The sequence below is a fragment of the Streptomyces sp. NBC_00727 genome (assembly GCF_045161745.1).
GTDB lineage: Bacteria > Actinomycetota > Actinomycetes > Streptomycetales > Streptomycetaceae > Streptomyces.
Genome location: NZ_CP108981.1, coordinates 2,654,388 through 2,671,174, shown reverse-complemented (window position 1 = coordinate 2,671,174; position 16,787 = coordinate 2,654,388). Strand labels below are relative to the sequence as shown.

The window sequence follows — 16,787 nt, the reverse complement described above, 5'->3', positions numbered from 1 at the left end:
ACGGCGGGGCTCTCTCCGGGGAGCCCTCTTGCGCCGCTACTTCGCCCGCAAACTTCTCATCTACGCACTGACCTTCGTCGTCGCCGTCACCGTCAACTGGATGATCCCGCGCTTCATGCCCGGCGACCCGGTCGCCGCCATGGTGGCCCGCGCCCGGGTCTCGCAGCCCGAGGCCGTCGAGGCCATGCGCGCCTACTACAACAACCTCTTCGGCTTCGACGAACCCGTCTGGCAGCAGTACCTGCACTTCTGGAGCGCGCTGCTCCAGGGCGACTTCGGCCTGTCCATCTGGGTCTTCCCCAAACCGGTCGCCGACGTCCTGCTCGACGCACTCCCGTACACCCTGGGGCTGATGATCCCGGCCGTCCTGCTCAGCTGGTTCGTCGGCAACTGGGCCGGGGCGCTGGCCGCCCGGCGCAAGGTGCTCGACAACACCGTGCTCCCCGCCGGCTACCTCCTCACCGCCATGCCCTACATGTGGATCGCCGTCATCCTCGCCTGGGCGCTGGGCTCCAAGGCGGGCTGGTTCCCGCTCTCCGGCGGCTACAGCCTCGACATCCAGCCCAACTGGTCCTTCGACTTCACGGCCGACCTGTTCCAGCACTGGGTGCTGCCGTTCCTGTCGCTCTTCCTCGTCGCACTCGGCGGCTGGGCCATCGGCATGCGCAACATGATCATCTACGAGCTGGAGTCGGACTACTCGAACTACCTCTCGGCCCTCGGCGCACCCCAGCGCCTCATCCGCCGCTACGCCTTCCGCAACGCCGTGCTGCCCCAGATCACCGGACTCGCCCTCCAGCTCGGCGTCCTGGTCGCCGGAGCGCTCGTCACCGAGATCGTCTTCGCCTATCCGGGCCTCGGCTCACTGATCCTCGCCGCCATCCAGAACCAGGACTTCTTCCTGCTCCAGGGCGCGTTCCTGTTCATCGTCATCGGGGTCCTGATCGCCAACTTCCTCATCGACATCGTGTACGTCCTCGTCGATCCCCGTACCCGTACCGGCATGGCAGGAGGCCAGTCATGAGCACCGTGCCCGAACCGGCCGCCGAAGCCGCCGCCCCCTCCGCCGCAGCCCGGCCCGGCCGCGAGACGCTGCACTACGCCGTCCGCAACCCCAAGCTGCTCATCGGGTTCACCGTCGTCGTGCTGCTCCTGCTCGTCGGGATCGTCGGCCCGCCGCTGCTCGACAGCACCGATCCCAACGAGTACGTCGGCCCGCAGGCCGCCCCGCCCGACGGCACGTACTGGATGGGCACCACCACCTTCGGGCAGGACGTCTACGCCCAGTTCGTACACGGGCTGCGCGCGACCTTCCTGGTCGGCGTGGTCGGCGGGGCCATCGCCGCCGTGATCGCCATGCTCGTCGGCTTCCTGGCCGGCTACCGGGGCGGAGCCGTCGACGAGATCCTCAACATGCTCACCAACGTGGTCCTCGTGCTGCCCGCCCTCGCCGTGCTGCTGATCATCAACGCCTACCTGGGCGTCCGCTCGGTCCCCGTACAGGGCCTGTTCATCGGGCTGACGTCCTGGCCGTGGGCGGCGCGGGCCATCCGGGCGCAGACCTTCTCGCTGCGCACCCGGGAGTTCGTGGACCTGGCCCGGCTCAGCGGCAGCGGCACCTGGCGGATCATCTTCCGCGAGATCGCGCCCAACATGAGCTCCTACCTCTTCATGATGTTCATCCTGCTGTTCGGCGGCTCGGTCCTGATCGCCTCCTCGCTCGACTTCATCGGGCTCGGCCCCACCGAGGGCGTCTCGCTCGGGCTGATGCTCCAGAGCGCCCAGCAGTGGAGCGCCCTCCAGCTCGGCATGTGGTGGTGGTTCGTCCCGCCCGGCGCCGGGATCACCGCGATCGTCGGAGCGTTGTACGTCGCCAACGTCGGCCTCGACGAGGTCTTCAACCCGAAGCTGCGGGAGGCCTGACCATGACCGCGACCGTTTTCCGGGAGGCCTGAGCACATGACCCTGACCGTGACCGACCTCCGGGTCCACTACCGCACCCTGCGCGGTGAGGTCCGGGCCCTGGACGGCGTCTCCTTCGACCTCGCCGACGGGGAGATCCTGGGCCTGGCCGGCGAGTCCGGCTGCGGCAAGAGCACGCTCGGCAAGTCGCTGATCCGGCTCGACGGCCGGATGCGGCACGCGGGCGGCACCGTCACCCTCGACGGCGACGACGTGCCCGTGGCCGACGACCGGGCGATGAACGCCTTCCGCTTCCACCGCATCTCGCTCGTCCCGCAGTACTCCATGAGCGCCCTCAACCCGACCCGCCGCATCGGCCGCATGATCCGCGAGCTGCTCGCGTCGCGCGGCGCGAGCGTGGACACCGCCGAACTCCACCGCAGGCTCGACCTGGTGGGCCTGGACCACGACGTCCTGGACCGCTACCCGATCGAGCTGTCCGGCGGCATGAAGCAGCGCACCGTCATGGTGATCTCCACCCTGCTCGACCCGTCCGTCCTCATCGCCGACGAGGTCACCTCCGCGCTCGACGTCTCCACCCAGCGCGCGGTCGTCGGCGCGCTCACCGGGCTGCGCGACAAGGGCCTCGTCACCAGCATGATCTTCGTGACCCACGACCTCGGCCTCACCTCGCACATCGCGGACTCGATCATGGTCATGTACGCGGGCAAGCTGGCCGAGAAGGCGCCCACGAAGACCCTGACGACCGCGCCCCGCCACCCGTACACCAAGCTCCTGCTCGGCTCGCTCCCCGAGGTCGGCGCCCGGCACGCGGACCGGCCCCTGAAGGGCATCGCCGGCGCCCCGCCCTCGCTCCTGAACCCCCCGGCCGGCTGCCGCTTCCGCGACCGCTGCCCGGTCGCCGACGAGCGCTGCGCCGAGGAGCCCCCGGTCGTCGAGATCGCCCCCCGCCACTCCGTCGCATGCTGGAAGGCCTGATGCTGACCCTCGACCACGTCACCAAGACCTACCGCGCCGGGGCGTTCGGCGGCGGCTCCGTCACCGCCGTCGACCGGGTGTCCTTCACCGCCGCGCCCGGCGAGGTCGTCTCCCTCATCGGCGAGAGCGGCAGCGGCAAGTCCACCATCGGCCGGATGATCCTCGGCCTCACCGGCGTCAGCTCCGGCACCCTCACCCTGGACGGGCAGCGGGTGCGCCCCGGCAAGGACTTCTACCGACGCGTCCAGGGCGTCTTCCAGGACCCGTTCTCCTGCTACAACCCCGTCTTCCGGGCCGACCGCGTCTTCGACCTGGTCCGCCGCGCGTACCACCCGGGCGTCCCCGACAAGGAGTGGGCCGGGCGCGTCGAGAAGGCGGTACGCGACGTGCGCCTGGACCCCGCACAGGTCCTCGGCCGCTACCCGCACCAGCTCAGCGGCGGCCAGCTGCAACGCCTCCTCATCGCCCGCGCCCTCCTGCTCGACCTGAGCTTCCTGGTCGCCGACGAGATCACCAGCATGCTCGACGCCTCCACCCGCATCGACGTCCTCAACCTCCTGGCCGGCCTCAAGGAACGCGGCCTCGGCGTCCTCTACATCACCCACGACCTCGCGCTGGGCACGTACCTCGCCGAGAAGACGGTCGTGCTGCGCCGGGGCCGGGTCGTCGAACGCGGCGACACCCAGAAGGTGTTCGGCAACCCGCTCCACCCCTACACCCGCACCCTCCTCGCCGCCGTGCCCCGCCTCAACCAGCCGTGGGACCCGCCGGAGCCGGTGGCGTCCTGCGCCCTCCACGAGGCGGTCGGACCGGCGGCCACGGATCTGTACGAGGCCGAGCCGGACCACTTCGTCGCCTGCGCCCAGCTCCCCGACTGCGGAAGGACTCCCGCGTGACCCTGCGCCACCTGCCCCTGCACGACGGCTGGACGCTGTGCCCCGCCGGACCCGTGCCCCCGGGGCTCCCCCCGGGAGGCGTCCCCGCCACCGTCCCCGGCTGCGTGCACACCGACCTGCTCGCCGCCGGGCTCATCGACGACCCGTACCTGGACGACCACGAGACCCGGCTCGGCTGGATCGGCCGCACCGACTGGACGTACCGCACCACCTTCGACTGGACGCCCGACGGACACGACCACGCCGCCCTGCGCTTCGACGGCCTGGACACCGTCGCCACGATCCTGCTCAACGGCACCGAGATCGGCCGCACGGCCAACCAGCACCGCTCGTACCGCTTCGCCGTGCGCGAGCTACTGCGCGAGGGCGGAAACACCCTCGACGTGATCTTCGTCGCGCCCTACACCTACGCCGAGGAGCTGCGCGACCGGCTCGGCGACCGCCCCGGCGCGTACGCGGAGCCGTACGCCTTCATCCGCAAGATGGCCTGCAACTTCGGCTGGGACTGGGGCCCGACCCTGGTCACGTCCGGCATCTGGCGCCCGGTCGCCCTGGAGACGTGGAGCGGCCCGCGCCTCGCGTCCGTGAAGCTGCTCCCGGACCTGGACGCGGAGGGCGTGCCGCGGCTGACCGCCGAGCTGGAGGTGGAGCACGACGGCCTCGAACCGCTGTCGGGCGCGGTCGAGGTGGTGGGGGCCGCCTCCGTCTTCATCGCCTCGGAGGACGAGCACCGCGTCACCGTCACCCTCCCGGTCCCGCAGGCCGAGCCCTGGTGGCCGCACAGCCACGGCGAGCAGCCGCTGTACGACGTGAAGGTCCGCGTGGGCGACCACGTCCGGACCTTCCGTACGGGCTTCCGCGCGGTCACCCTCGAACAGGAGGCGTTCCGGATCTCGGTGAACGGCGAGCCGGTCTTCGTGCGCGGGGTGAACTGGATTCCCGAGGACTGCTTCCCGTCCCGCCTCACCAGGCAACAGCTCTCCGACCGCCTCGACCAGGCCGTCGCCGCCCACGTCAACCTGGTCCGGGTCTGGGGCGGCGGCCTCTACGAGAGCGACGACTTCTACGAGCTGTGCGACGAGAAGGGGCTCCTGGTCTGGCAGGACTTCCCGTTCGCCTGCGCCGCCTACCCCGAGGAACAGCCGCTGTGGGACGAGGTCGCGGCCGAGGCCCGCGAGAACGTCACCCGTCTGGCCCCCCACCCTTCACTGGTCCTGTGGTGCGGAAACAACGAGAACCTGGAGGGTCACGCCGACTGGGGCTGGCAGAAGGAGCTGGGGGACCGCACCTGGGGCCACGGCTACTACCACCGGCTGCTGCCCTCGATCGTCGCCGAGACCGACCCCACCCGCCCGTACTGGCCGGGCTCCCCGTACTCCGGCACCCCCGACGCCCACCCCCAGGACCCGGAACGGGGCACCATCCACATCTGGGACGTGTGGAACCGCGCCGACTACCGGGCGTACGCCGACCGGGTGCCGCGCTTCGTCGCGGAGTTCGGCTTCCAGGGCCCGCCCGCGTACGCCACCCTGCGCCGCGCGGTCAGCGGACCCCTCACCCCCGACGCCCCGCTCCTGGCCCACCACCAGAAGGCCGACGACGGCAACGCGAAGCTGCTGCGCGGCCTGGGCGACCACCTGCCGCAGCCCGGCGCGGACTTCGACGACTGGCACTGGCTCACCCAGCTCAACCAGGCCCGCGCCGTCGCGTTCGGCATCCGCCACTTCCGCTCCCACGCCCCGTACTGCATGGGCACGATCGTCTGGCAGCTCAACGACTGCTGGCCGGTGGTCTCCTGGTCGGCGGTCGACGGTGACGGACGCCGCAAGCCGCTGTGGCACGCGCTGCGTTCGGTGTACGCGGACCGCCTGATCGCGGTCCGCGACGGCTCCGTCCACCTGGTCAACGACACGGCGGCCCCCTGGGCGGGCACCCTCCGCCTGACCCGCCACGCCCTGGACGGCACGGTCCTGGCCGAGGGGGCCGTGCCGGTGACCACGGCCCCCCGCACCACGACGAGCGTCCCCCTGCCCGCCTCGCTAGCGACGCCCGCGGACCCCGGCCGCGAACTCCTGTCCGCGCGCCTGGACGACACCAGGACCCTGCACTTCTACGAGGAGGACCCCGCGCTCGCCCTCCCGCCGGCGCGCTACGAGGTGACGGTGACTGCGGAGGAGGACGCCGGGACGCCCGCGTACCGCGTCGAGGTGACGGCGGAGACCCTTCTCCGCGACCTCTGCCTCTTCCCCGACCGCCTCCACCCGGACGCCGAGACCGACACCATGCTCCTCACCGTCCTCCCGGGCGAGACCGCCGTACTCCGGGTCACGGGGGCGGTTCTGGACGACCCCTCCGCCCTCGGCACGCGCCCGGTCCTGCGATGCGTGAACGACCGGATCGAGCTCTAAAATCAGCCACCAGGTGGCGCGCCCCTGGCGATCAGTGGCGCGCCCCTGGCGAATCGACTGTGCCGGTGCGGCGACTTTCCGTCAATTCACCTGACGCCCCGGGGCTGCCGCCATCTCGCCCGGGCATGTGGGTATGCCTCCGACGTGCGCTGACGGAGGCTCAAGAGATCGATAAATAAGACAACATCGAGCCACTGTTCGGCAGATCGCACCGGGCCCCCCGGATAGGGTCATGTGCCAACGCGGAGCCGCGCGCCAAGCCCGGATGGTGGAATGCAGACACGGCGAGCTTAAACCTCGCTGCCCCTCGGGGGCGTACCGGTTCGAGTCCGGTTCCGGGCACTTTCATTGGCAAGGGTCCTCACCTGCGGTGATGGCTGGAATCCCGTGCGTGTTCCCCGACTCGCGGGAACACGGCGGGAACGCGTCGCTACTCTCCGTCCATGGCGAGCGTGCATCCACGGAAGAACAAGGCTGGGGAGATCACCAGCTACCAGGTGAAGTGGCGGCTGGGCGGCGGGCGTGAGGCGCCCGTGCAGACAGAGCGCTTCGACGACGAGTCGGCCGCGTCGGACAAGTGTTCGATTCTATGGTGGGTGTGGTTACGCTGGCCCGGCACCATCTCATAGGGTCGTGTTCATGACTGAGTGCGTGCAGGTGACCACCGCGACCGAGACCCGGGAGCAAGCCGTTGCCCTTGCGGGCGGCGCCGTAAAGTCGCGCTTGGCGGCGGGCGCCCAGATCGTGGGCCCCGTCGTCAGCGTCTTCTGGCACCTGGGTGAGTACGGCACGGGTGAAGAGTGGCAGGTCATCTTGAAGACAACTGCAGCCCGGTACGCGGCGCTGGAGAACTACCTCCTCGACGAGCATCCCTGGGACAATCCCGAGGTCTGCGCCGTGCCGATTACCCAGGGCGCCGAGCGCTGCGTGCAGTGGATCAAGGACTCCGTGGCAGGGGCTTAGCCCTGCGCCTGCTCCAGGACCTGGCGGACTTCGCCGATGTCCCCGTGGATGCGCAGGCGATCGAGTAGAGGCGCGAGCCGTTGCCGGGGCCGGATAGACGCGACGCCCGTGGCGAGCTGGAGTGCGCGGCTGGTGGTGGCGGCGGCTGCCTCGACTTCTCCGGCGGTGAGGTAGGCGCTGGCCAGCCAGGAGAGGTAGAGGGCTTTGTCGCGGGCGTGGTCGTCGGCGAACTCGCTGAGTGCGTTGGTGAGGACCGGGACCGCGCGAAGTGGGCGGCGGAGCTCCGTCCAGCAGCGGCCGGTCATGATGTCCAGCTCGGCGTGGTCGACCCAGGCAGACCAGTCCGGTTGGGGCTCGCCGCCCTGTGCGTCCTCAAGGTCCTGGCGGGCGGCACCGAGGGCCTTCTCCGTCCCGACGGCTTGGCCGTCGACGGCGCACGCCCAGGCCAGCCGTTCGTAGAGCAGGGCCTGCACGGTGGCTGGCGTCCGCGCGGTGATGGTCGCGCAGGAGTCCTCTGCGAATGCTACGGCGGTGCGTCGGTCGTCCGCGACGGAGTAGGCGAGGAACGCGAGGCTGTTGCCGTAGAGATCGGTGTCCTGTGCGTCCTGCGCCGCAGTTCGGCTTTCCTCGTAGAGCGCGACGGCGTCGCGTGTGCGGCCCGCGTCGTACGCGGCCCACCCGGCCTGCTGTGCCTGCTCGGCGAGGAGGCCGGTGAGCTGGCGGCGTGCGGTCCCGGTGCAACTGCTCTGCCTGAGGAGGGCCTTGGTGGCCTGCACCTCGCTGAGGTAGACGCGATAGGTATCGCCTCCTCCGAGGACCTCGTCCAGGCGTCGGAGGCGGGCGGTGCGCTCCCGTAGACGATCGACGTACGTGTCGGTGATGTGGCGGGGGGCCTCCGGCTGGTGAAGGGCCGGGAGGGCAGCAGCGAGGCCGGCGCTGGTGGCGGCCTGGAGGATGGTGCGGCGACGCATGCTTGGGGGTCCGATCTCTGCGCGGGGTGTAACAGCAGGATCGGCGCCCATCTCCCAAGGACGGGGAGCAAGACCAACCAGGTGCCCCGGGACGCGTAGCGCGTCCGTGATCTGTACGACCTTCTCGAAGGAGGTAATCCGCCCTTGCCCGCGCGCGAGTGTGCCGACACGGTCGGGCTTGATGTCGCACTCGGCGGCGATCTTGGAGTAGCTGATCCGGGCCCGCTCGCGGGCGACCCGGAACACCCTCCCGAAGTCGTGTGCGGCTAACGCGCGTTCCACGTCAGGGTCGTCAAGGAGCTCGCGCGGGAGGGCGGTGGGCGGCTGGTAGGTCATGCGGCACTCCTCCTGCTGACGCGAGTGTGCACGGTGATCGAAAGCGGTGTGTACCCATGATGGGTATACACCGTGTAGGGACGCACGGTATTCGCGGAAACTCCACCCTCGTACGCGGAAGGCCCCGAGGTGGCGACGCCCGCCTCTCCGGGGCGACGACTGATAGGAGTCGCCGTGAGCGAGCGTAACCAGAGCACCCGTGGCGGGCTGGCGCCATGAGCAGACCGGTTGACGGAATGGTGCATCTCCGACGAGAGCGGGAACTCGCCGCCGGGCACTGGCTGCTTTCGGCCGCGCCGAAGCTAAGCGAGAGCCGAGACGAGTGGCAGAAGAAGGGCACGACGTGGCTACGGCCCGGATTCCTCTTCGGCGCGGTTGCGATCCGGGCCTCCCTGGTGCATGCCGCGCTAGGCCTGGACGACCCGCTCGCCTGCCGAGGCCCGCTCGCGGAACACCTCGACGCCTGCCCGGTCTTCTACAGCCCTGACCAGTTCAGCCGTGAGGGCGCGTACACGGTGCTGGTCACGGCGTCCACGGCCATGGGGTGGCGCTCGATCGGGTCAGTGCCGCATGACTACCGGGCGCTGTTGCTCGTCCCCAGCCCTCACCTGACCGAACCGCAGGAGGACCACAGCAGCCCGTGGTGGGTCGTGCCGCTCGACGGGCCGGGGCTGTTGTGCAGTGCCCGCCCGCTTGTGGCTCTCGTCAGCGCGGGCCGGCTGGCTGCCGGTCGCCCAGGTGGTGGCGATGATGTATGAGTCCGCGACCGCCCTCCCGGCGCACACAAGGAATACGGCGGAACCCTCGGTCGACGGCCTTATGAGGCCCGAGAGGAACGGCGTACGCATGGCTATCGCAGAAGGGGCAGCCGACGGGGGCCGTCCCGCCTACAGCATGTCCTTGCCGAGGATCGCCGAATCAGCACGTGACGCGCGGCTCCTGACGTCCTCGGCCCTTGGTCTCTGGGGTCTGGGAGACCTTGAGGACACGGCCAGGCTCGTCGTCACCGAACTGCTGTCGAACGCTGTTGCCCACGCTCGGAGGAGCAGAGTGCGGGTGACCGTGACGCGGACCGACCTCCTGGCTGTTTGCCTTGCTGTATCGGACTTCTCGCGCGACCTGCCCCAGCTGCGGCAGGCCGGCGGAGACGAGGAGGGCGGCCGCGGTCTCGCGATCATCGACGCTGTGACCGAGGGCTGCTGGGGAGCGGAGCCTCGTCAGTGGGGGAAGACCGTGTGGGCCGTCTTGGCTGTGCCGGGAGTGCTTGGTGAGTGAGCGCGCTCGGCAGGTCCTGTATCTCGTGGCCTTGTTCGGGGTGGCCGTCGCGCTCGGCATCGGAATCGCGAACAGCGGATGAAGGGATCAACGATGGCGTGCGCCAAATGCGCCCGGCTGCGCGAGGAGGAGGCGCAGGCCCGCGCGGCTGGTGACCACTCGCGTGCTGCGGACTGCCGCGTCCTGCTTCGGAGGCATCCTCATCGCGCCAGCACATCGGCGCGGGCGGGGGCCTCCTCCCTGGCAGCGGAGCGCGGGTGAGCCATCCGTCGCCTTCCACACGGAAGTCCTGGCTGCGTTTTTGCCAGGCGGCGGTCTTCCTCGCCGCACTGGCCTTGATCGTCATCGCGGTCGGGTGGTGAGCGGCCGGCCCACTGGCCTCCCGTTCTGACCGCGATCATCTGCTTGCTGAGGAGTCACAGTGACCATCACCACGGAGACCGGACAGTTGGACGTGGCCGCTCTGCGCGCCGCCACTCAGGAAATCATCACCCAGGCGGTCACGAAGCGGTGGCCGGAGAAAGAAGTCGTCTTCGGGCCGCAGTGCCCGAGCGTCACGTCGTACGTCTGCCGGGTCATGGTCGACGGCGAGGTACTGATCGCCAAGTACTCTTGGCTGGGCATGTCCCTGGTATCGATCCTGCGGGGTGCTGCCGGGCCGTGGGCGAACGTGCTGGAGGCGCAGCGGGCCTACGTGGCGAGTGCCGACCTGCTGACTGCCCGCGAGGCGAAGAACCTTCGCTTCCTGCGCCGCCTTGGGCGGCCCAGGGTGTGCAAGACGGCGGGTCTGTGCGATGGCGTCCTCCTCACGCGGGTTGTGCCCGGCACGACGCTGGCCGACGAGCTGTCCGCCCGCCCGTGGGACACGGCCGCGCTCCTGGACCAGGTCCTCGTGGAGCTGCGTGGCCTCCACGGCCCGGCCGGGACTGAGGTCCTGCGTGACGCTGCGTCGATCACCGAGCGGTCCGTCACCGGTGTGTTCCGCCGCAAGTTCGGGGGGCCGAGCAGCGCGGACTACCTGCGGTCGCTCGGCGAGGACAGCGGTCTGCCAGAGTTCGAGTGCCAGCAGGTCAGCGCCCTACTGCAGACTGCGGTGCGGCGGCTGCTCAGGATTGCCGCAGGTCTGTTGACGCGGCGCGACACGGTCGTGTTCGGTGACCTGAAACCGGAGCACGTCTTTATGACCGGCTCCCGCCTCCGGTTCATCGACCCGGCGATGCAGTGGGCGGCCGGCCCCGAGCCGGACGTCGCGAAGTTCCTGGGCCGGGCGATCCTCCTCGCCATCAGCCACCCGAACCCGGCCGCCGGGCGGCAGATCGTTCACGGCGTTGCTTCGACGCTCGACCACTACGTGGGAGTGCAGCCCGAGCACGAGCAGCAGCGGCGGCTGCGTGAGGTCCTGGTCCTGTGGCTCATGGACACGGTGAGCATCCTGAGTACCTGCCTCAGCGCTCCGCCGGGGCTGCCCCTGGCGACGCATCAGGCGTCGCTTGTCGCGCAGGCCCGCGTGGTCGCCGGCATTGTCGACCGGGTGAGCGCCCTCCTCGTAGGGTCGATGTCCGGCGCCCGGCTCCTTGACAGGGCGTTCGCGGAGGTCGAGGCGGCCGCCGGGAGCGTCCGGTGATCGCCCCGGTAGTCGGAATCGTCGGGGCGGGAGCGGTCGGACAGAGCGTCGCCACCGCGCTCGTCGCCGCCGGGTTGCCCGGCCGGCTCCTGATCGTGTCCCGGCAGGAGCGCCAAGTGCGTGGGCTCGTCGCGGACCTCCAGGACCTCGCGGCCACCTCCAGGTCGCGGTCCCAGGTCGAGGCCGGGGACGTGGCCGACCTGCCCGGCTGCGACGCCGTGGTGATCGCCCTGCGGGCCAACTTCACGAACACGGCCGCCCAGGACATCCGCCGGGGCGGGTCGGCGGCGAACGCCCCGGCGCTCGCCGCGCTGGGCGTGGAGCTGCGCGGGTACAGCGGGACCGTCCTAGTCGTCACGAACCCCGTGGACCTGATGGCCCGCTGCTTCGCGGAGGTGTCCGGCTGCTCCCGGGTCTTCGGGATCGGGTCGAACCTGGACTCCGCCCGCTACCGGTTGACGCTGGCGCAGATCGCGATGGTCCCGCCCTCGCTGGTGTCCGGGCACGTGGTCGGCGAGCACGGAGACAGCGCAGTCGTGTGTGCGTCGACCACAACCATCGCCGACCAGCCGATCACGGTCCCGTTGCGAACGGTCACCGAAGCCCTGCAGGAGCGGCCGGCACTGATCCGGGGCGGCATCGGCCGTACCCGCTCAGGTCCGGCCGGGGCCGTGCTCTCCACGCTCCGCAAGGCCCTCGGCCTGGTCGACGGCATCGAGGAGCTGTCCGTCCCGTACGGGGACGTGTTCCTCGGAATCCCGATGCGTTTCACCGGCGGGCTGCCCATACCGTGCCTGCCTCCCCTCACCCGCACCGAGCGTCTGCGTCTGGACTCTGCGGCCGGCAGCCTCCGGGACGCCTACACCCAACTACCCCTCCCCGAAAGGATCGCCACATGATCAGCGCTACCCGACTCGAGGCCGCGGCAGCGGCCGTTACCGTGCTCAGCAACAGCACGGTGGTCACGGACTGGTCCTTGAGGTACTTCGGCCCTTGGTGGAACGCCATGTCGGTGGATGCGGCGTCTGTGTGCGCCGGGGCCGCTGTGCTCGCCGACGTCAACGCGGACGGCTACGAGGAGATCACTCGTCTGGTCCACGACGGCCGGACCACCGAGGAGGTCGACTACGCCAAGCACCCGCTGCTGGTGGCACGCGATGGCGAGGACATCATCGCGACGTCGCCGGAGGAAGGGATTGCGTACCGCAGCACGCCGTCCTCCGATCGTCTGGTGCTCGCTGGTACACACGCGCAGCCCCTCGCCCTGGCCGCCGCGCGCCTGGCTCGGGAGGCGATCCGTGGCCAGCTCCTGCGTGACGGGTGGGCGGTTCTCCACTCCTCCGCGGTCGTACGGCCGGACGGCGGAACCCTGCTGACGTTCGGTGACAAGGGGGCCGGGAAGACGACCACCGCGCTGCTCCTCGCCTCGAACGGCTGGCAGCTCCTCGCCAACGACCGGGTCCTGGTCAGGCCGACGGGTGAGCGAGACGTCGAGGTCGTGCCGTGGCCGTCCGCCGCCGCGCTCGGCCTGGGCCTGCTCCACTCGCTCGGCTGGGACGACAAGGCGCGCGAGCATCTGCGGTCGGGCGGCAGCTTCCACCCGACGCAGCACGACTCGGTGACCGAGGCGCTGCTCGCCGGCGACCACACGCCGCTGTGGGAGAACGCGCGGCGCGAGAGGAAGGTCCAGGTCTTCCCGGACCAGTTTCCGGACGTCTTCGGCGTACCGCTGGCGACCGGCGGCAGGGCGGCCGGCCTCCTCTTCCCCCAGATCGACGCCGATGCTGCTCCGGACGTCGTAGACGGCGCGCGGACGCTGGGCGAGGGTGACTTCATGTCGGGCGCGACCGAGGACCGCTACCCCGACATCTTCGGACAGGCGCAGGGCGTGGACGGCGGCGGCCGCGAGAGCGCCCGCGCAGAAGTCGCGGCCCGGCTCGCCGGACTGCCACACCGCGCGGCCCGACTCAACCACGACATCCAGGCCAGCGCTGCCGTGCTGACCAAGGTGGCCGACGCGGTCTGAGGCCGCGTCGGCTCGCTTCGAACGTGCTGCTGCCCCGAGACCCGAAACCTGGGCTCGGGGCAGCAGCACGTTCCCCCGCCATCAGGCGGCGGGACGCTCGCCCGTGACGATGAGGGTGGCCGCTGGCCGGGGGCCTTCGCCGGCAGGAACCTCCGTGACCTGGATCAAGGTGAAGCCGGCCTCGTCGAGGGCCTTGGCCCAGACATGCTCTTGCAGGACCCAGCGGCGCATGGTGGCGGCCTCGCCGTCCGGGGTCTTAGCGGGCACGTCAGCTGCCGTGAAGTCCGGTTGTGCGGGGGCGCCGGTCAGGTAGTGGGCGAGGGTGGAGAAGACCAGCCTGCCGCCCGGCCGGAGAGCATCGGCGGCGGCCGGGAGCAGCGTGTGGGGGTCGGTGAAGTCCACGGCTCCGAAGACGCTGTAGAGCACGTCATATGTGCCCGGGTTCGCGCGGAGGTGGGGGACGACGTCCTGGCGGATGAGGCGCAGGTGTGGGGTGAGCGAGCCGTAGAGGGCAGCGGCCATGTTGTGCTGTGCGGGTGAGGCGTCCACGGCGTCGACGCGGTGAGGGGCGTGGTGCACGGCCAGGTGAGCGGCGTGTCGTGCGGCGCCGGCGCCGAGGTCCGCGATTGTTCTGCCGTTGATGTCGCCGAGGATGTCCGGGCCCGGCCCGTCCTGCTGGCTCCAGGACCAGCGGAAGGATTCGGGGACGGCGTGGTCCTGGTCGGCGCGTACGCGGCCGTAGTGGTGCCATAGGTCTGTGGTCGTCACCCGGGTCATCCTGGCGGTGCCACGAGCGGGCTGCTGCCGGTTCGGATGAATGTCATCCGGGCGTGACTCGGGGGCCCGGACCGCGAGTCCGTGCCTCCGAGGATGGCGTGCGGAGGTCAGTGCGAGTCGTTGCCCGGGTGGCAGGGGCCGCAGGTGCTGGAGTCCTCCCACAGGGGGAGGTCCACCTCCCAGCCGGCGCGGGCGACCAGATGGGCGGTCTTCATGACCGACCCGTCGTCCTTCATCTCGACCAGCGGGACGTGGTGCAGGAAGTGCCCGCTGTTGTAGGTGTCGCACAGCTCGGCGTAGGCGACGGTGTCGAGGATGATCGTGTGGACGCCCACGTCCACGAGCTTGCTCGGGGCGAGCCCCAGCCCTTCGCCCCGGTGGTGCATGGCGGTGAGCAGGTAGGCGTAGCCCTGGCCGAGGACACGGGCTGCCATGACGGAGTCGTACGGGTAGTCCCGCATGAGCAGGGCGACCTGCTTGTCCCAGAGGTCGGCCGGCACGATGTCGCGCGGGGAGCGGGCAGTCCCGGTTACCGGGTTGGTGGCGACGGGGGTTTCGGCTGCGGTTGCCATGGTGCCTCCCATGTGCGGTGCCCCACGAGTGCGGGGCGATGCAGTAAGGACACCGCGTCCCGCGCCTTGGAGGCGATCAACTGTCGCTCTCTGCAAGGCGTTTGCACATCGTGCAAACGGTCTCGACGCCGGGCTCCCGGCGCCCGTACCGTGGTGGCCCCCGGTCGTGTAGCAGGGGAGGGGCCAGTGCCCGGTGACCCGCTCTGGAGCAGCACGAAGGTCAGGGAGTTAGTCGTCCGGCGTCAACCGGGTGCGCTCGTGCGGCTGGGCCGCGAACACCAGGGGTGGACGCTCGCCGAGCTGGGGCGGCATCTGGGTTGCTCGGCGGCGACAGTCTCCCGACTGGAACGGCGTTCCCAGGTGACGGACTTGACGCTGATTCATCGGGCGGCTTCCACGGTGGGCGTCCCGCAACACGTCTTGGTGATGTCGCTGGCGCCCCCGGCTTCATCCGGACGCACCGCCACTAGAGTGTCGGCCAGTCCGCACGCCGAGGAGGACCCGATGCGCCGCCGCTCGTTGCTTGTCGCCACGGCGACCGTTCCGGCCGCCTTGCTGCTCGGCATGGATCGGGCCCTGGCTGACACGCCGCCGCCGACGGGCAGGGGAGCACTGGACCCTCGCGTGGCTTCTGCCCGAGAGCTGTACGACAAGGGCGCCCACACTCAGCTCCTCGCCCTGCTGCCCAGCCTCCTGGCCGATGGACATGCTGCGGCTTCCTCGCGCCGCGAGCTGGACCAGGCGAGGCTGTCCTCCGTCTACAGCCTCAGTGCCGCCCTGCTGCTCAAACTCGGCTCGTATGAGCAAGCCCGTCTCGCTGCCGACCGTGCGCGCACCTGGGCCGAGGTGTCCGGGTCCCCGCTCGCCGCTGCCGCAGCCTCCCGCGAACTCGCGATCGTGCTCCGCCACCAGGACCGGGGCGAGGAGGCGCAGACTCTCATGGAGTCGGCCGCAGCCGGGGTGGAGTCCACCGGGCTGCGGACCGACGCAGCATCGTCGGCCTACGCGCAGATGCTGTGCACCCTGGCCTACACCGCCGCACGCGGAGGCCGGCGCACCGAGGCCCTGGCCATGGCCGAGGAAGCCCGGCGCGCCGCGCGGCGTCTGCCGCCCCTGGCCCCGGCCGGGCGGCTCTTCCCCATCAGCCCGGCCGCCGTGGACCTCTACACCGTCGGCGTCCACTGGGCCCTCGGTGACGCGGGAGCGGCCCTGGAAGCGGGCCAGAACCTTCGACCCGAGGACTTCCCGACGGCCGAGAGGAAGGCACGTCTGGGCACCGACATGGCTCGCGCCTGGTGGGCTTGGGGCCGCCCCGAGCAGACCGCCCGCGCCCTTCTCGACGCCCACCGCGCGAGCCCGGGCGAGGTGCGGGACCGCCCCGCGATCCGCAGCATCGTGACCGAGCTGGCGCAGCGCCACCCCCGGGCAGTCGGCGTGCGAGAACTGCGTGCCGCCGTGTCCGCCCCGCCTCGGACGGGCTGAGCCGGCCCCAAAGTACCTGGTCAGATGCTCGTTCGGGTCCGATTCCGGGCGCCGTCGCGTACCGAGTCCCGAGCGACCAGGTACCCGTAACGATCACCCCCGAACCACGGAAGCGGCAACCCCCACGACGCCGGCGAGTCCCAGTGTCGCCTGCAGCGCGCCCATGATGCGCAGGTTCCGGAGTCGGTCCTGCGCGTGCACGTAGTGGTGGAACACGGGGTGCTCGATGCCGTTGCGGCGGCGGATGCGGCGGAGCTCGCGGGGCGTGAAGTGGGCTGGGCTCAGGTAGGTGTCCCGGACGTACCGCGCGAATCCCCGGTGGTTCGTGGCGAGGGCCAGCCCCAGCAGATGCAGTGCGGCGAAGGCCAGCAGGAACATGACGGCCTTCATCCGGCCCTCCCGTGTCGGTCGGTGAGCCGCTGACCGTACGAGCCGCCCCGGTGCGGCCGACAGACCCGCTACCGGCAGATCTGCGGGGCGGCTCGTTGCCGTGATGGAGCGGTGGACGTCCACGGGCTGAGAAACCCGGTCGGGCCCCGGGCCCTCCTACCGGCAG

17 protein-coding genes and 1 tRNA gene are annotated in these 16,787 nt (G+C 70.7%); 14 read left to right on the top strand and 4 right to left on the bottom strand.

Annotated features, from left to right (window positions below; all coding sequences use genetic code 11):
• The first annotated feature begins 28 nt into the window (after positions 1 to 28).
• The 8 genes from OG242_RS11900 (at position 29) to cutA (ending at position 7,168) form a co-directional block, all read left to right on the top strand.
• Positions 29 to 1,024, top strand: coding sequence for an ABC transporter permease (locus OG242_RS11900; RefSeq protein ID WP_405898125.1), 996 nt, complete (start codon positions 29 to 31; stop codon positions 1,022 to 1,024).
• Positions 1,021 to 1,923, top strand: a complete 903-nt coding sequence (locus OG242_RS11895) for an ABC transporter permease (RefSeq protein WP_405898124.1) — start codon at positions 1,021 to 1,023, stop codon at positions 1,921 to 1,923. Before OG242_RS11900 ends, OG242_RS11895 begins: the two co-directional genes overlap by 4 nt.
• Positions 1,924 to 1,959: 36 nt before the next feature.
• A complete protein-coding gene (locus OG242_RS11890) occupies positions 1,960 to 2,901 on the top strand; it encodes an ABC transporter ATP-binding protein (RefSeq protein WP_405898123.1) in 942 nt (313 codons plus the stop codon).
• Positions 2,886 to 3,797 (top strand): ATP-binding cassette domain-containing protein, encoded by a 912-nt coding sequence (locus OG242_RS11885; RefSeq protein WP_405898122.1) that lies wholly within the window; start codon positions 2,886 to 2,888, stop codon positions 3,795 to 3,797. The genes OG242_RS11890 and OG242_RS11885 overlap by 16 nt, the downstream gene beginning before the upstream one ends.
• Positions 3,794 to 6,205 carry a glycosyl hydrolase 2 galactose-binding domain-containing protein gene (locus OG242_RS11880; RefSeq protein ID WP_405898121.1) on the top strand — a complete coding sequence of 804 codons (2,412 nt, stop codon included), beginning with the start codon at positions 3,794 to 3,796 and terminating at the stop codon, positions 6,203 to 6,205. The genes OG242_RS11885 and OG242_RS11880 overlap by 4 nt, the downstream gene beginning before the upstream one ends.
• Positions 6,206 to 6,464: 259 nt before the next feature.
• A tRNA-Leu gene (locus OG242_RS11875) sits at positions 6,465 to 6,547 on the top strand.
• A gap of 101 nt (positions 6,548 to 6,648) precedes the next feature.
• The gene (locus OG242_RS11870) at positions 6,649 to 6,834 is read left to right on the top strand and encodes a hypothetical protein (protein ID WP_405898120.1); all 186 of its coding nucleotides are present in this window, start codon (positions 6,649 to 6,651) and stop codon (positions 6,832 to 6,834) included.
• Positions 6,835 to 6,844: 10 nt separating this feature from the next.
• Positions 6,845 to 7,168 carry a divalent-cation tolerance protein CutA gene (gene cutA, locus OG242_RS11865; RefSeq protein WP_405898119.1) on the top strand — a complete coding sequence of 108 codons (324 nt, stop codon included), beginning with the start codon at positions 6,845 to 6,847 and terminating at the stop codon, positions 7,166 to 7,168.
• Here the strand turns inward: cutA and OG242_RS11860 are convergent.
• On the bottom strand, positions 7,165 to 8,475 hold the full coding sequence (locus OG242_RS11860) for a helix-turn-helix domain-containing protein (RefSeq protein ID WP_405898118.1): 1,311 nt from the start codon (positions 8,473 to 8,475) through the stop codon (positions 7,165 to 7,167). The two genes, cutA and OG242_RS11860, sit on opposite strands and share 4 nt — an antisense overlap.
• 236 nt (positions 8,476 to 8,711) lie before the next feature.
• Between OG242_RS11860 and OG242_RS11855 the strand changes: the two genes are divergently transcribed.
• The 5 genes from OG242_RS11855 (at position 8,712) to OG242_RS11835 (ending at position 13,400) form a co-directional block, all read left to right on the top strand.
• Entirely contained in the window at positions 8,712 to 9,233 is a 522-nt protein-coding gene (locus tag OG242_RS11855; RefSeq protein ID WP_405898117.1) for a hypothetical protein, read from the top strand.
• Entirely contained in the window at positions 9,223 to 9,750 is a 528-nt protein-coding gene (locus OG242_RS11850; protein WP_405898116.1) for an ATP-binding protein, read from the top strand. Before OG242_RS11855 ends, OG242_RS11850 begins: the two co-directional genes overlap by 11 nt.
• A gap of 448 nt (positions 9,751 to 10,198) precedes the next feature.
• Complete coding sequence (locus OG242_RS11845; protein ID WP_405898115.1) at positions 10,199 to 11,374, top strand: hypothetical protein; 1,176 nt, start codon at positions 10,199 to 10,201, stop codon at positions 11,372 to 11,374.
• Entirely contained in the window at positions 11,371 to 12,273 is a 903-nt protein-coding gene (locus OG242_RS11840; RefSeq protein ID WP_405898114.1) for a lactate/malate family dehydrogenase, read from the top strand. The genes OG242_RS11845 and OG242_RS11840 overlap by 4 nt, the downstream gene beginning before the upstream one ends.
• Positions 12,270 to 13,400, top strand: a complete 1,131-nt coding sequence (locus OG242_RS11835) for a hypothetical protein (RefSeq protein WP_405898113.1) — start codon at positions 12,270 to 12,272, stop codon at positions 13,398 to 13,400. Before OG242_RS11840 ends, OG242_RS11835 begins: the two co-directional genes overlap by 4 nt.
• Positions 13,401 to 13,481: 81 nt before the next feature.
• Here OG242_RS11835 and OG242_RS11830 read toward each other — a convergent pair whose 3' ends face one another.
• Together OG242_RS11830 and OG242_RS11825 are read right to left on the bottom strand one after the other, a co-directional pair.
• A complete protein-coding gene (locus tag OG242_RS11830) occupies positions 13,482 to 14,177 on the bottom strand; it encodes a class I SAM-dependent methyltransferase (protein ID WP_405898112.1) in 696 nt (231 codons plus the stop codon).
• Positions 14,178 to 14,284: 107 nt separating this feature from the next.
• Complete coding sequence (locus tag OG242_RS11825; protein WP_405898111.1) at positions 14,285 to 14,749, bottom strand: hypothetical protein; 465 nt, start codon at positions 14,747 to 14,749, stop codon at positions 14,285 to 14,287.
• A 186-nt stretch (positions 14,750 to 14,935) separates the two neighbouring features.
• Here OG242_RS11825 and OG242_RS11820 point away from each other — a divergent pair, with 186 nt between their 5' ends.
• The gene (locus OG242_RS11820) at positions 14,936 to 16,231 is read left to right on the top strand and encodes a multiprotein-bridging factor 1 family protein (RefSeq protein WP_405898110.1); all 1,296 of its coding nucleotides are present in this window, start codon (positions 14,936 to 14,938) and stop codon (positions 16,229 to 16,231) included.
• A 93-nt stretch (positions 16,232 to 16,324) separates the two neighbouring features.
• On the opposite strand, the gene OG242_RS11815 is transcribed toward OG242_RS11820, so the two are convergent.
• Positions 16,325 to 16,621, bottom strand: coding sequence for a hypothetical protein (locus tag OG242_RS11815; protein ID WP_405898109.1), 297 nt, complete (start codon positions 16,619 to 16,621; stop codon positions 16,325 to 16,327).
• Positions 16,622 to 16,787: the final 166 nt, after the last annotated feature.

Bases quoted from the DNA above. Each gene is read 5' to 3' on its own strand.
- OG242_RS11835 (WP_405898113.1), top strand. From the start codon at position 12,270: ATGATCAGCGCTACCCGACTCGAGGCCGCGGCAGCGGCCGTTACCGTG.
- OG242_RS11885 (WP_405898122.1), top strand. From the start codon at position 2,886: ATGCTGGAAGGCCTGATGCTGACCCTCGACCACGTCACCAAGACCTAC.
- OG242_RS11895 (WP_405898124.1), top strand. From the start codon at position 1,021: ATGAGCACCGTGCCCGAACCGGCCGCCGAAGCCGCCGCCCCCTCCGCC.
- OG242_RS11890 (WP_405898123.1), top strand. From the start codon at position 1,960: ATGACCCTGACCGTGACCGACCTCCGGGTCCACTACCGCACCCTGCGC.
- OG242_RS11855 (WP_405898117.1), top strand. From the start codon at position 8,712: ATGGTGCATCTCCGACGAGAGCGGGAACTCGCCGCCGGGCACTGGCTG.
- OG242_RS11870 (WP_405898120.1), top strand. From the start codon at position 6,649: ATGGCGAGCGTGCATCCACGGAAGAACAAGGCTGGGGAGATCACCAGC.
- OG242_RS11825 (WP_405898111.1), bottom strand. From the start codon at position 14,749: ATGGCAACCGCAGCCGAAACCCCCGTCGCCACCAACCCGGTAACCGGG.
- cutA (WP_405898119.1), top strand. From the start codon at position 6,845: ATGACTGAGTGCGTGCAGGTGACCACCGCGACCGAGACCCGGGAGCAA.
- OG242_RS11830 (WP_405898112.1), bottom strand. From the start codon at position 14,177: ATGACCCGGGTGACGACCACAGACCTATGGCACCACTACGGCCGCGTA.
- OG242_RS11850 (WP_405898116.1), top strand. From the start codon at position 9,223: ATGATGTATGAGTCCGCGACCGCCCTCCCGGCGCACACAAGGAATACG.
- OG242_RS11815 (WP_405898109.1), bottom strand. From the start codon at position 16,621: ATGAAGGCCGTCATGTTCCTGCTGGCCTTCGCCGCACTGCATCTGCTG.
- OG242_RS11860 (WP_405898118.1), bottom strand. From the start codon at position 8,475: ATGACCTACCAGCCGCCCACCGCCCTCCCGCGCGAGCTCCTTGACGAC.